Origin of the sequence: Cribrihabitans pelagius (assembly GCF_048820915.1) — a bacterium.
Classification (GTDB): Bacteria; Pseudomonadota; Alphaproteobacteria; order Rhodobacterales; family Rhodobacteraceae; genus Cribrihabitans_A; species Cribrihabitans_A pelagius.
The window spans coordinates 116,346-128,599 of record NZ_JBMERR010000008.1 but is presented as its reverse complement, the minus strand read 5'-3'; the positions used below and the strand labels follow the sequence as shown (position 1 = coordinate 128,599).

At 66.8% G+C, this 12,254-nt stretch carries 13 protein-coding genes; 6 read left to right on the top strand and 7 right to left on the bottom strand.

What is annotated here, in order from left to right; all coding sequences use genetic code 11:
- Window positions 1-31: 31 nt before the first annotated feature.
- The 6 genes from ACOHX0_RS09350 to ACOHX0_RS09325 all read right to left on the bottom strand — a co-directional run bounded on the left by ACOHX0_RS09350 (window position 32) and on the right by ACOHX0_RS09325 (window position 4,035).
- Entirely contained in the window at window positions 32-985 is a 954-nt protein-coding gene (locus ACOHX0_RS09350) for a 2-hydroxyacid dehydrogenase (protein WP_420676408.1), read from the bottom strand.
- Window position 986: 1 nt separating this feature from the next.
- Complete coding sequence (locus tag ACOHX0_RS09345; protein ID WP_420676407.1) at window positions 987-1,325, bottom strand: tRNA-binding protein; 339 nt, start codon at window positions 1,323-1,325, stop codon at window positions 987-989.
- Entirely contained in the window at window positions 1,318-2,133 is an 816-nt protein-coding gene (proC, locus tag ACOHX0_RS09340) for a pyrroline-5-carboxylate reductase (protein WP_420676406.1), read from the bottom strand. Before proC ends, ACOHX0_RS09345 begins: the two co-directional genes overlap by 8 nt.
- A 41-nt stretch (window positions 2,134-2,174) precedes the next feature.
- Window positions 2,175-2,675 (bottom strand): type III secretion system chaperone family protein, encoded by a 501-nt coding sequence (locus ACOHX0_RS09335; protein ID WP_420676405.1) that lies wholly within the window; start codon window positions 2,673-2,675, stop codon window positions 2,175-2,177.
- 333 nt (window positions 2,676-3,008) lie between these two features.
- Window positions 3,009-3,560 carry a 2OG-Fe(II) oxygenase gene (locus ACOHX0_RS09330; protein WP_420676404.1) on the bottom strand — a complete coding sequence of 184 codons (552 nt, stop codon included), beginning with the start codon at window positions 3,558-3,560 and terminating at the stop codon, window positions 3,009-3,011.
- A gap of 193 nt (window positions 3,561-3,753) precedes the next feature.
- Complete coding sequence (locus ACOHX0_RS09325; RefSeq protein WP_420676403.1) at window positions 3,754-4,035, bottom strand: accessory factor UbiK family protein; 282 nt, start codon at window positions 4,033-4,035, stop codon at window positions 3,754-3,756.
- Window positions 4,036-4,131: 96 nt separating this feature from the next.
- Between ACOHX0_RS09325 and lgt the strand changes: the two genes are divergently transcribed.
- The 4 genes from lgt to ACOHX0_RS09305 all read left to right on the top strand — a co-directional run bounded on the left by lgt (window position 4,132) and on the right by ACOHX0_RS09305 (window position 8,291).
- Window positions 4,132-5,031, top strand: coding sequence for a prolipoprotein diacylglyceryl transferase (gene lgt / locus ACOHX0_RS09320; protein ID WP_420676402.1), 900 nt, complete (start codon window positions 4,132-4,134; stop codon window positions 5,029-5,031).
- A complete protein-coding gene (locus ACOHX0_RS09315; RefSeq protein WP_420676401.1) occupies window positions 5,028-6,095 on the top strand; it encodes a class I SAM-dependent methyltransferase in 1,068 nt (355 codons plus the stop codon). The genes lgt and ACOHX0_RS09315 overlap by 4 nt, the downstream gene beginning before the upstream one ends.
- On the top strand, window positions 6,092-6,847 hold the full coding sequence (pgeF, locus tag ACOHX0_RS09310; RefSeq protein WP_420676400.1) for a peptidoglycan editing factor PgeF: 756 nt from the start codon (window positions 6,092-6,094) through the stop codon (window positions 6,845-6,847). Before ACOHX0_RS09315 ends, pgeF begins: the two co-directional genes overlap by 4 nt.
- 655 nt (window positions 6,848-7,502) lie before the next feature.
- Complete coding sequence (locus ACOHX0_RS09305) at window positions 7,503-8,291, top strand: Hint domain-containing protein (RefSeq protein WP_420676399.1); 789 nt, start codon at window positions 7,503-7,505, stop codon at window positions 8,289-8,291.
- Between the two features lie 28 nt (window positions 8,292-8,319).
- Here ACOHX0_RS09305 and ACOHX0_RS09300 read toward each other — a convergent pair whose 3' ends face one another.
- The gene (locus ACOHX0_RS09300; RefSeq protein WP_420676398.1) at window positions 8,320-8,820 is read right to left on the bottom strand and encodes an Lrp/AsnC family transcriptional regulator; all 501 of its coding nucleotides are present in this window, start codon (window positions 8,818-8,820) and stop codon (window positions 8,320-8,322) included.
- Between the two features lie 224 nt (window positions 8,821-9,044).
- Between ACOHX0_RS09300 and trxB the strand changes: the two genes are divergently transcribed.
- Complete coding sequence (trxB, locus tag ACOHX0_RS09295; RefSeq protein WP_420676397.1) at window positions 9,045-9,986, top strand: thioredoxin-disulfide reductase; 942 nt, start codon at window positions 9,045-9,047, stop codon at window positions 9,984-9,986.
- 423 nt (window positions 9,987-10,409) lie between these two features.
- Window positions 10,410-12,146: an adenylate/guanylate cyclase domain-containing protein gene (locus ACOHX0_RS09290; RefSeq protein ID WP_420676396.1), complete on the top strand. Its 1,737-nt coding sequence runs from the start codon at window positions 10,410-10,412 to the stop codon at window positions 12,144-12,146.
- Window positions 12,147-12,254: the final 108 nt, after the last annotated feature.

The window sequence follows — 12,254 nt, the reverse complement described above, 5'->3', positions numbered from 1 at the left end:
TGAGCTGCCCCTCGCCCATGCCCGCTAAGTCTCAGACCGGATTCGGCACCGGCGCACCCGCAATAAAGGCCGCCGCATTGTCGAGCGCCATGTGCCCCATGTTGCTGCGCACTTCTTCGGTCGCTGTGCCCAGATGCGGCAGCAGGGTCACATTATCCAGATCGATCAGCGCCTGCGGCACCTTCGGCTCGAACTCGTAGACATCCAGCCCCGCGCCGCCGATCCGGCCTGCCTGCAAAGCCTCGATGAGCGCCGCTTCCTGCACCACTTCGCCGCGCGCGATGTTGATGAGATGCGCGTGGGCGGGCATCGCCGCCAGCACATCGGTGTCGATCATGTGGCGAGTTTCAGAACCGCCCGGCACCGCCGCGACAAGGTAATCCGCGTCTGCCGCCAGCGCCAAGAGGCTGTCCGCGCGGGTGGCCGGAAAATCCAGCGCTTTCGTGGAGCGCGCCACGTAGGACACCTCCATGCCAAAGCCGAAGTGGCAGCGCCGCGCGATGGCCTGGCCGATCCGGCCCATACCGGCGATGCCAACGCGCTTGCCGGTGACATGATGCCCCAGCATCTGGGTCGGATGCCAGCCCTGCCACTGGCCGGCGCGCACCAGCCGCTCGCCTTCGCCCGCGCGGCGCGCCGACATCAGGATCAGCGTCAGCGCGATATCGGCGGTGGCATCGGTCACCGCGCCGGGCGTGTTGGTCACCTCAACCCCCGCGGCGCGCGCGGCTGCCACGTCGATATGGTTGTAGCCGACGCCAAAGTTGGCCAAGAGCTTGCAGCGGGGGCTGCCGGCCCTGGCAAAGACCTCTGCCGAAAACGCATCGCCCAGTGTCGGCACAACCACGTCGAACTCCGTAAGCGCGCGCTGCATCTCGGCTTCGCTCAGCACCGCGGTGCTCTCCCGGATCTCCAGCTCCGCAAAGGCGGCGCGCGCCCGTGCCTCCACCGCCGCGGTCATCGGACGTGTGATCAGGACCTTCATCTCAGTGCATCCTCCCGCCCAGCGGCACCTTCCCGTCCGGGCCCGCCAGCACAATCTCTCCAGTTTCGTCCGGCAGACCCAGCACCAGGACCTCGGACATGAACCTGCCGATCTGCCGGGGGGGGAAGTTTACGACCGCCAGCACGTGCTTGCCCACCAGCGTTTCCGGCGTGTAATGCGCCGTAATCTGCGCCGAGCTCTTCTTCACGCCGATCTCCGGGCCGAAATCGACCCAGAGCTTGATCGCAGGCTTGCGCGCCTCCGGGTAGGGTTCGGCGCGCACCACTTCGCCCGCGCGGATGTCGACCTTCATGAAGTCATCAAAAGAAATTTCAGCCACGGGACAGTTCCTTAGAGCGTTCTGTTGCCGCCGTCACCGCACGCTTCAGGAGCGCCGGGAAGCCGTTTTCTGCGTCCATCAGCACCTCAAGCGCCGCCTGGGTGGTGCCATTGGGGCTGGTCACGTTGACGCGAAGCTGGCTGGGGCTCTCTTGGGCCGCCTCCGCCAGCGCACCGGCACCCGCGACGGTGGCCTTGGCCAGCTGCATAGCAAGCTCCGCAGGCAGCCCCTGCGCCTCGCCCGCGGCAGCGAGCGTTTCGATCAGGTGAAAAACATAAGCGGGCCCCGAGCCGCTGACCCCCGTCACCGCGTCCATCTGGCCTTCGTTTTCGAGCCTCACGGTCTGGCCCACCGCAGACAGGAGCGCCTCCGCACGGGCGAGGTCCTCCTGGCCGGTGTGGCCGTTGCCGATCAGCGCGGTGATGCCGCGGCCAACGGCTGCGGGGGTGTTGGGCATGGCCCGCACGATCGGCGTCTGGCTGCCCAGCATGTCCTCGTAAGTGGCGATCGAGGTGCCCGCCGCCACCGAGATGAACAGCGTGCTGCCATTGCCGAAGGCCTGCAGACTGGGCAAGGCCACGCCCATCATCTGCGGCTTCACCGCGATCAGCACGATGCCCGGATCGGAGGGGAGATCGGCGTTGATGTTGACGCCGATCTCCCGCAGCCACTCCGACGGGCGCGGGTCGATCACCCAGACCGAAGCCGCAGGCAGACCGCCTTCCAGCCAGCCGGCCAGCATCGCCGATCCCATCTTGCCGCAGCCCAGCAGCACCAGGCCGCGCGCAGCGATATCCTGCATGTCCATCTTGCCCCTCCCCTATAGGTCCTCCGGTTCAGGGCAAAGGTTTACGCGCGCCCGTAGGCCTCCGCAATGGCGACCTGCATCGCCTCCGCCGCCGGGCGTTCGCCCCAGACCGCGAGCTGGATCGCCGGGTAGTAACGTTCCGACTGCGCCACCGCGGCGTTGATCATCGCGTCGATCTGCTGCGGCGAGGGCACCTGCCCGCCGGTCAGCATCAGCCCGTAGCGGAACAGCATCAGCTTGTGGTCCGGCCAATAGGTGAAGGCGCCGTCCCAGCACTGGTCGTTCATCGCGTTCAATAGCTCGTAGAGCTGCGGCAGCTTGGCCTCCGGCGGCTCCATCTCGAAGCTGCAGACCAGCCGCAGGCATTCCTCGTGGCCGGACCAGGCGAGCGTCAGCGAATAGGTGCGCCATTGCCCCTCCACCGACATCGCGATCTGATCGTCGCCGACCCTGTCGAAATCCCAGTCGTGATGCGCAGCCAGATGCTCGGCAATGTCGATCGGATGAATCTCGTCGTCCAGGTGATGCTCGGAAAGTGCCATGGTGCCACCTCTTTGTATTATCCAGTCAACAGGGTGCGATGCACCGCAAGCGGCTGGTTTTCTATACCAAGGGACGGGGAGAGAGCCCCGCTCCCTACCAGATATGGTGGAGGCGAATTAGCAGCGTAGCAACCCTTTATTTGGGGATATCTGCAATAACTTGTGGATGAACTATCCACAGACCCCAAAATGCCGGCTTAAGGAGCCTGCCGGGCCAAACGCGCCGCCCTCGGCTTTTGCTGCGCCGCAACAATGTATGATATTGAAAATTCTGCAGTGCGCCAGCCCCGGCGGGACTGGCGCACTGCAGCCCTGTTCAGCGAAGGGCAGAGGTCAGCGGAAGGCGGGGCCGTGTGCCCAGACCGTCAGCGACTTGCGCTCACCGCGGGTGACCGGCGTTACTTGGTGCAGCAGGAAGCTTGGGAACACCGTGGCGCTGCCCTGGCTGCGGCTAGCCGGGACCACTTGGGCGCCCGGCATGACCTCGAGATCGCCGCCATCATAGGCGCCAGGCTTGCTGAGCTGCACAACAAGCGTGAGCTTGCGCTTGCCCGCGACCGGCCCGTCGCCGATATCGGAATGCCAGGCAAAAAGGCCGCCGTCGCTGGCCCTGTAGCTGGCGACCTGCGGGCTTTCGGCAAATTCGCGCAGGTCGAAATCGAAAGCCTCGCGATTGGCCCGGCGCACCAGCGAGATCAGCCGCTGCATGACCCAGCCCGTTCCGGCCACGTCGTCCAGCCAGACCAGCCCGCCGCGGCGCAGGTTGTGGTCGCGGTTGCGGCCGACCAGCAGCGCCTCGCTGGCGGGGGCGGCTTTGGCAAGGGTAATAATTTCCGCGCATTCCCGCATCGTGAACGCATTCGGCACCGAAAAAACCGCAACCATGGCTGTGACCTTCTTCTAAACCAGAGGAGGCTTCTAGCGGAATCGGCGCATCAAGCTGTGCGGTTTCCGACCCGGCGGGCGGAAAGCGACCAGAACCCGCTCGAAATCCAGGCAGCGTTAGGAGGGGCCAAATGCAAAAAACGCGCCGGACCGGAGCCGCGGCGCGCCGTGCACTTGTGTGCGGCCTTTTCGCTCAGCCGTCCGCCTGCTGCGCGCTGCCGCCTGCGGCCGCACCGCCCGCGGCCTCCAGCGCGTCCAGGCGCGCCTTCAGCGCCGCGTTTTCCTCGCGCGCCTTCTGCGCCATCGCGCGCACCGCGTCGAATTCCTCGCGGGTGACGAAATCGCGGTCGGCCAGCCAGCGGTCGATCATGCTCTTCATCGCGGTTTCCGCTTCCTCCCGCGCGCCCTGGGCCACGCCCATTGCGTTGGTCATCAGCTGGGAGATGTCGTCCAGGATCTTGTTGCGGCTCTGCATTGTCTACTCCGTCTCAGGGCTGCTTCCTATATGGGCAAGCAAAGCCGTCGCGGCAAGCCGTTGACTTCCCCCAAGATGCAGAGGCATTGAGACTCCATGCAGGCCATGATCCCCTTCCCCGACCTTTCGCCCGAGATCTTTTCTATCGCCATCGGCGGCATGGAGTTCGCTCTGCGCTGGTATGCGCTGGCCTATATTGCGGGTATTGTGATTGCCTGGCGGCTCGCCGTCGCGGCGCTTCGCCGCCCCGCGCTCTGGCCCGCGCAGACGCCGCCGATGCAGCCGCAGCAGATGGAGGATCTGCTGACCTGGATCATCCTCGGCGTGATCTTTGGCGGGCGGCTCGGCTTTGTGCTGTTCTACCAGCCGGCCTACTACTTCGCGAACCCGGGCGAGATCCTGCGGATCTGGCAGGGCGGCATGGCCTTTCATGGCGGGCTTCTGGGGGTGGTGCTGGCGGTGCTGATTTATGCGCAGCGCCACAAAATCCCCAAGCTGCAGATCGCCGACCTGATCGCCCACACTGTGCCGCCGGGGCTGCTGCTCGGGCGGATTGCCAATTTCGTCAATGCCGAGCTTTGGGGCCGCCCGACCGACCTTCCCTGGGGCGTCGCCTTCCCGGGCCGCGCTGCGCAGGACTGCGGCCAGGCGCTCGGGGAGCTCTGCGCGCGCCACCCCTCGCAGCTGTATGAGGCGGCGATGGAGGGGCTGATCCTGGGCGTTCTGCTTTTGTGGATGGCCTGGCGGCGCGGCGCGTTCCACCGGCCGGGGTTGATCCTGGGGACGTTCCTTGCGGGCTATGGCCTGGCGCGCTTCCTGGTGGAGTTAGTGCGCCAGCCCGATGCGCAATTCGTCACCCCCGGCAACCCGCTGGGGCTCGCGTGGCATATCAGCGGCTACGGGCTCACCATGGGGCAAATCCTGTCGCTGCCGATGATTGCGCTGGGACTGGTCTTCCTGCTGCGGGCACTGAAGCGCGCGCGGAGCGCGGCATGAGGCTTGCCGACCGCCTGAAGGCCCGCATCCGGGCCGAAGGCCCGATTTCGGTCGCCGACTACATGGCCGCCTGCCTGCTCGACCCGCAGGAGGGGTATTACAGCACCCGCGATCCCTTTGGCGCGGCGGGCGATTTCACAACCGCGCCGGAGATCAGCCAGATGTTCGGCGAGCTTCTGGGTCTGTCGCTGGCGCAGGCCTGGCTGGATCAGGGCGCGCCCGCGCCCTTCACCCTGGCCGAGCTGGGCCCCGGCCGCGGCACGCTGATGGCGGACCTCTTGCGCGCCACCCGCGGCGTGCCGGGCTTCCAGGCCGCCATGCAGATCCGCCTGGTCGAGGCCTCTCCCGCTCTGCGCAAACGGCAAGCAGAGACGCTTTCGGGCTATCAGCCGCAGTGGTGCGATACGGCGGAGGCGCTGCCGCAGCAGCCGCTGTTCCTGATCGCCAACGAGTTTTTCGACGCGCTGCCGGTGCGCCAGTTCATCCGCAGCGGCGCGGGCTGGAGCGAGCGGCGCATTGGCCTGCGCGAGGATGCGCTGGCCTTCGGCTTGGGCGCGGCAGCGCCGCAGCCTGCGCTGGCGCACCGCCTTCAGGACACCCGCGAGGGCGATCTGGTCGAGTTCTGCGAGGCGGCGGCGCCGATCACCGCGGCAATCGCCGCGCGAATCGCAAAGCACGGTGGCGCCGCGCTGATCGTGGATTATGGCGACTGGCGCTCGCTCGGGGACACGCTGCAGGCACTCAGCGGGCATCAAAGCTGCGATCCCCTCGCCGCTCCCGGCAGCGCCGACCTGACCGTGCACGTGGACTTCGAGGCGCTCACCCTGGCAGCAAAATCCGAAGGTTGCGCGGTTTCGCGCCTGACACCGCAGGGGGTATTCCTGGAGCGGCTCGGCATCACGGACCGCGCCCGCGCATTGGCAGCACCACTGGAAGGCGAAGCGCTGGAGAACCTGGTTGCCGCACATCGGCGGTTGACGCACCCGGAGGAAATGGGAAACCTGTTCAAAACTCTTGCCCTGTTTCCCGCCGCCGCCACACCGCCACCAGGATTGCTCGCATGACGCTGGAGATACTCACCTCTGACCTTCTCGCCCCGGTCCGGCACGGGTTCTTCACCCGCAAGGGGGGGGCGTCGTCGGGGGTGTTTAAGGGGCTGAACTGCGGGCTTGGCTCCTCCGATCAGCGCGAGGCGGTGCATTTGAACCGTGCCCGGGTGGCGGCCGCGATGGATGTGGCACCAGCAAACCTGGCGGGCGTGCATCAGATCCACAGCGCCAAGGTCGAAGTGGTAACCCGCGCCGATGCTCCGCGGGCGGAGGCCGACGCGATGGTCACCAATGTGCCGGGGCTGGTGCTGTCGATCCTCACCGCCGACTGCCAGCCGGTGCTGTTCAGCGACCCCGAGGCGGGCGTGATCGGCGCCGCCCACGCGGGCTGGCGCGGCACGCTGGACGGGGTGCTGGAGGCAACGCTGGATGCGATGGAGGGCCTGGGCGCCGCGCGCAGCCGCACGGTTGCGGTGATCGGTCCGACAATTTCGCAGCGCGCGTACGAAGTCGGCCCCGGATTTTTCGATGATTTTATCGTTGAGAACCCCTTCTATGCGCGTTTTTTTGCCAATGGCGAAGGCGACCGTTACCTCTTCGACTTGCCCGGTCTGGGGCTGTTCAAGCTGCGCGAAGCGGGTGTTGAGGCCGCCGAGTGGACCCGGCACTGCACCTACTCCGACCCGGCAAAGTTCTTCTCCTACCGCCGCGCCACCCATGCGAAGGAAGCCGACTACGGCCGGCTGATCTCCTGTATCCGGCTGTGAATCAGGGTTAACACCCGAACCGCCGCCGCGCTGCCGATTGCGACAGCTTTGTGCCGGACCTCCCGCATTTCCCCGGCAGGCGGCTCCGCAATCGCCTTTCAGACAAGGACCAGCGGACCCGGCCCGGCGCGGGTACATGAAGGGCCGCCACCCGGCGGATTGCCACGCGGGGGCCATATTGGCACCGCAAAGCTTACCGATACCCTGACGGCAACGATGACCCCGCCGGACGCATCCGGGCAGTTTGCACAGGAGAACGACCATGAAGTCACGCTTCCTTTCCTTCAGTGTGCGTGCAGCGCAGTCTCCGCAGCCCGCCCCGCCTTGGGCCCGCCGCCTCCGCGAAGCACGCAACAAAGGCGCATCGAACAGTGGCTGAAGCGGACCGGCGGGCCGGCAGCCGGGGCCTCCGCATCTTGACCGTTCGTTAGGAATTTCCCGCTAACCGTGTCTTCCAGCGCCGCATCTCCCGCAGTCCGGACCGGGCCGCGCGGGGGCTTGTTTCACTGGCCGCGCATTAACCAGTTCGCTTCAGATTTTTTGACAATTTGAACCAAAACCCGCCAGGTTGGACGCATCCCAGTGCTCAAGCGCGTCTGTATTGCCGGTGGGGGCCGATGCAAACGGGCAGTTTGATAAGAAAGGTTTTGTACTCATGACGATCCCCCACATCCTGCCGCGTGCGGCAGCCGGCGCCGTTGAGGCCGTATCTCTCGTTCAGGGTCAGCCCCAGCCGCGCCCGGCCGCCAAGCCGCAGCTGCGCCGCTATGACGTGACCAGCCTGCTGGACAACGGCAGCATCGTGGAAACCCGCCACACCGGTCCCGCCCTGCCGCTTTTCGAGAATGCCTTCTGCGCCTTCAGCCGCGGCTCACTGGTCGAGACCGCGCACGGGCCCGTCGCGGTGGAAGACCTGCTGCCGGGGGATGAAATCGCAACCGCAGGCGGCGGCAGCCAGACGCTCATCTGGATCGGCCGCACCACGCTGGTCCCCGGCCGTGAGGACGGCCGCGGCTGCGGCGCCGGCCTCACCAGCTTCATGGCCGACAGCCTGGGCCTGACCCGGCCCTCTGCCTCCATGGTGGCCGGGCCGGCCGCGCGGCTGCTGCGCACGCCGCCGCATCTGCGCGCCCGGGCCGGCACCGGGCCGCTTTTGACCCCGGCCGCCGACTTCCGCGACGGCATGAACATTTTCGAGACCGCTCCGCCCGCGCCGGTGGAACTCTACCACCTCTGCCTGCCGCGCCATGCGGCGATCAGCGTGGGCGGGCTGGCGTTCGAAAGCTACCACCCGGGGCCGGATGCGCTGAAGCTTGTGAGCTATCCGATCAAGACGCTGTTTCTGAACATGTTCAGTCACGCCAGCAGTATCGCGGATTTCGGCCCGCTGGCTTACACCCGCGCTGATGGCGCGCCCGGCCTGCCGCAGGCGCTGGCGGTCTGAACCGGAACCGCGGCTGGAAACGGAGCGGTCAGGCCTCGCGCGCCAGCCGCTCCTCCAGCACCTCGAACGGCACGCCGGGGTCATCCTTGGCGCCGCGGATCACCAGGGAGGTCTTGACGCTGGCAACATTTGGCGTGGTGAGCAGGTCGCCGGTCAGGAAGCTCTGGAAAGTGCTGAGATCGGGGGAGACGCATTTCAGGATGAAGTCCACCTCGCCGTTCAGCATGTGGCACTCGCGCACCAGCGGCCAGCCGCGGCATTTCTCCTCGAATGCGCTCAGCTCACCCTCGGCCTGGCTCTCCAGCCCGACCATGGCAAAAACCTGCACCTCGAAGCCCAGCTCGCGCGCGTTCACTTCCGCATGATAGCCGCGGATCAGCCCGGCCTCCTCCAGCGCCCGTACCCGGCGCAGGCAAGGCGGTGCCGAGATGCCGACCCGCTTGGCCAGCTCGACATTCGTCATCCGCCCATCGGCCTGAAGCTCCGAGAGAATCATGCGATCAATCGGATCAAGACGCGTCGTGACCATGCCGGAACTCCTATGGATTTTCGGTTGTTATAGCACTGCCGCGCGAGCGCGCAACAATATTTCAGGGGCGCGCAATATTCTTTGCCATCCGGAAATTCAACCCCATTTACCCGCTGGCTGCATAGCGGCTGCCGCTGCCGGGGGTTTAAGCCTGCGGAGCGGGCAGCTATATGCAATGCCTGACGGCGGCAAGCCCGCCAGGCTGCATCACGTGGGGAATAGAGATGAGCGACACGCGCCACACCAAGGTTCTGATCATCGGGTCCGGGCCCGCCGGCTATACCGCGGGGGTCTATGCCGCCCGCGCCATGCTGGAACCGGTCCTGGTCCAGGGCATCGAGCCCGGCGGCCAGCTGACCACCACCACCGAAGTGGAGAACTGGCCCGGCGACACCGAGGTGCAGGGTCCCGACCTGATGGTGCGCATGCAGGACCACGCCAAGGCGATGGGCTGCGACGTCGTGGGCGACATCATCACCTCGCTCGACACTTCCAAGCGCCCGTTCGCGGCACGCGGCGACAGCGGCACCACCTATACCGCTGACGCGGTGATCCTGGCGACCGGCGCGCGCGCCAAGTGGCTGGGGCTGGAAAGCGAAGAGAAGTTCAAGGGCTTCGGCGTTTCCGCCTGCGCCACCTGCGACGGTTTCTTCTACCGCGGCCAGGAGATCGTGGTGATCGGCGGCGGCAACACCGCCGTCGAGGAAGCGCTGTTCCTGACCAACTTCGCCTCCAAGGTCACGCTGGTCCACCGCCGCGACGAACTGCGCGCGGAAAAGATCCTGATCGACCGGATGATGAAGAACGAGAAGATCGAAACCCTGTGGTTCCACACCCTGGAAGAGGTCGTCGGCACCGAAAACCCGCTGGGCGTCGAAGGCGTGGTGGTGAAGAACGTCCAAACCGGCGAGTTGAAGGAAATCCCCTGCAAAGGCGTCTTCGTTGCGATCGGCCACGCGCCCGCCAACGAGCTGGTGAAGGACGTGCTGGAGCTGCACAACGGCGGCTACGTCAAGGTGAAGCCCGGCACCACCGAGACCTCGATCCCCGGCATCTTCGCGGCTGGCGATCTGACCGACCACGTCTACCGCCAGGCGGTGACCTCGGCCGGCATGGGCTGCATGGCGGCGCTGGACGCCGAGCGTTTCCTGGCCGGGCAGGAGTGATCCGCCTGCGCCCGTGAAGCGCCCGGCTTGAGCTTTTTGGAACGCGGCGGAACCCCCGCCGCGTTTGTGTTTTTGAAAGATCCTCTCATCGGATTGGTAAGCCGCTGCTCCCGGAAAGATGCCTCATCAACGCGCGTTTCACGCAGCCGCATCAAATGCCTTCCATCTCCCCACCCAATTTTCTCCCAGCGCGGCACAAGGCCGAAGTCCGCTGCGCATCTCCGGTGCGCGCCCACACGGCGGCGATGCGCGGCTTCCTGCCCGGGGGCTTTGGCGGATCAATCCTCACGGCGGGCCAGCTCGGATTGCGGACATCTCCATAATTTGGCCGCCGTCCGCCCTGCCGGAGCCGCGCCGCCCTGTCTTGACCCGCAACGCGCCGCCCCGCACTCTGTAAATGGGACGCGGGGAACGGAGGTGCCGGTGGCAAGCCCGCTGTGGAGAGGCGACTGGATCACCCGTACCCGCATCGTCACCGGGCTGGTGCTTCTGACCTATGCCTTCTTCCATTTCCTGAACATCGGTCTCGGCCTGTTGTCGCCTGCTTGGATGGAGTCCTTCCAGGACGCCCGGCAATGGATCACCCGCAGCCTGGCGGGCAGCCTTATCCTTTATGCCTCTCTGATCCTGCACCCCGGTCTTGCGCTGTGGCGGCTGGCGCGGCGGCGCTCTTTGAGGATGCCCTTTGGCGAGGGCCTGCAAACCGTGCTCGGCCTGCTGATCCCGCTGCAGCTCCTGAGCCATCTGGCCTACACCCGCTATTCGCACGAGTTTTTCGGGGTGAATGACGAGTTGCCCTATATCATCGTGCTGATGTGGGACTCGCCCGCGGTCTGGAAGCAATCGGCGCTGCTCCTCGCGGTCTGGATTCACGGCTGCATCGGGCTGCACTACTGGCTGCGGCTGACCCGCTGGTGGCGGCGGCTGATCCCGTGGATGGCGGGGCTTGCGGTCTTCGTGCCCGGCTTTGCCCTGGCGGGGCTTCTGACCGAAGGCCGCCGCATCCATGCCCTGTTCGTCGAAGGCAGCCAGCGCGCCGCGCTGATGGAGGGCTTCAACTGGCCCGCGCGGCCTGTTTTCGACGCTCTGCGCGAGACCGAGCGCGGCTGGATCGAGGCCTTCCTGCTGCTGCTCGCGCTCACCGCGGCGGCCTACCTGCTGCGCAAGCTGCCCGGCCGCCGCCGCCGGGTCCGGATCCGCTATGCCTATGGGCCCGAAATCACGGGCGAGCGCGGCATGACGCTTTTGGAGATGTCTCGGGCCAACGGCGTGCCGCATGCCTCGCTCTGCGGCGGCAAGGGGCGCTGCACCACCTGCCGCGTGGTGGTGGAGGAAGGCGGCGAAAGCCTGCCGCCTCCCGCGCCGCCCGAAGCCCGCAGCCTCGCCGCGGTCAATGCCCCCGGCAACATGCGGCTTGCCTGCCAGATCCGGCCGACGGCGCCGCTCACCGTGGCGCGCATGTTCCGCCCCGACGGCCGCAAGGGCCGCGCCCATGCCAGCCAGGGCAGCGAGCGGCAGCTGGCGATCCTGTTTCTCGACATGCGCGGCTTCACCGCCCGCACCGCGGGCCATCTGCCCTATGACGTGGTGTTCCTGCTCAACCGCTTCTTTGATGCGGTGGTGCCCGCGATCACCGAGGCAGGCGGCAGCGTCGACAAATACCTCGGCGACGGGCTGCTTGCGCTGTTCGAGGCGCCCTCGCCCGCCCGCTCCGCCCGCGCCGGACTGGCGGCCGCGGCAGCCATCGGGGTGGCACTGGAACGTTTCAACCAGGCGCTCGCGGAACAGGGCGAGCCCGCAGTGAAGATCGGCATCGGTCTGCACCTCGGCGAGCTGGTACTGGGCGAGATCGGCAGCCTGGGCCACGCCACGCGCACCATCATTGGCGGCACCGTCAACACCGCCAGCCGGCTGGAGGCCAAGACAAAGGAGCTGGGGCTGGAGCTTCTGGTCTCTGCGCCGGTGCTGGAGGCGGCGGGCCACACCCCCGGCGATCTGGCACTTCAGGACATTCAGCTGCGCGGCCTCTCCCGGCCATTGCCTGCCCTGCCCGTCCGCCGGGCCGCCGCCCTTACCCGCCTGCTGGCTGGCGAACAGCCGCCATCCGGCGCCGGGCCTCAACCAAATCATCTTCCAACCGGCAGGCCCAAGGGCGGATAACTGCCCGTTTCGGGCGCCTCAGGCACACATCGTCCTTTTTCCCCCCGCTTTTCCCTGCGGCGCTAGACATTCTTTACCACCGCAGGTTATTGCGCCCGCAGAACCGCG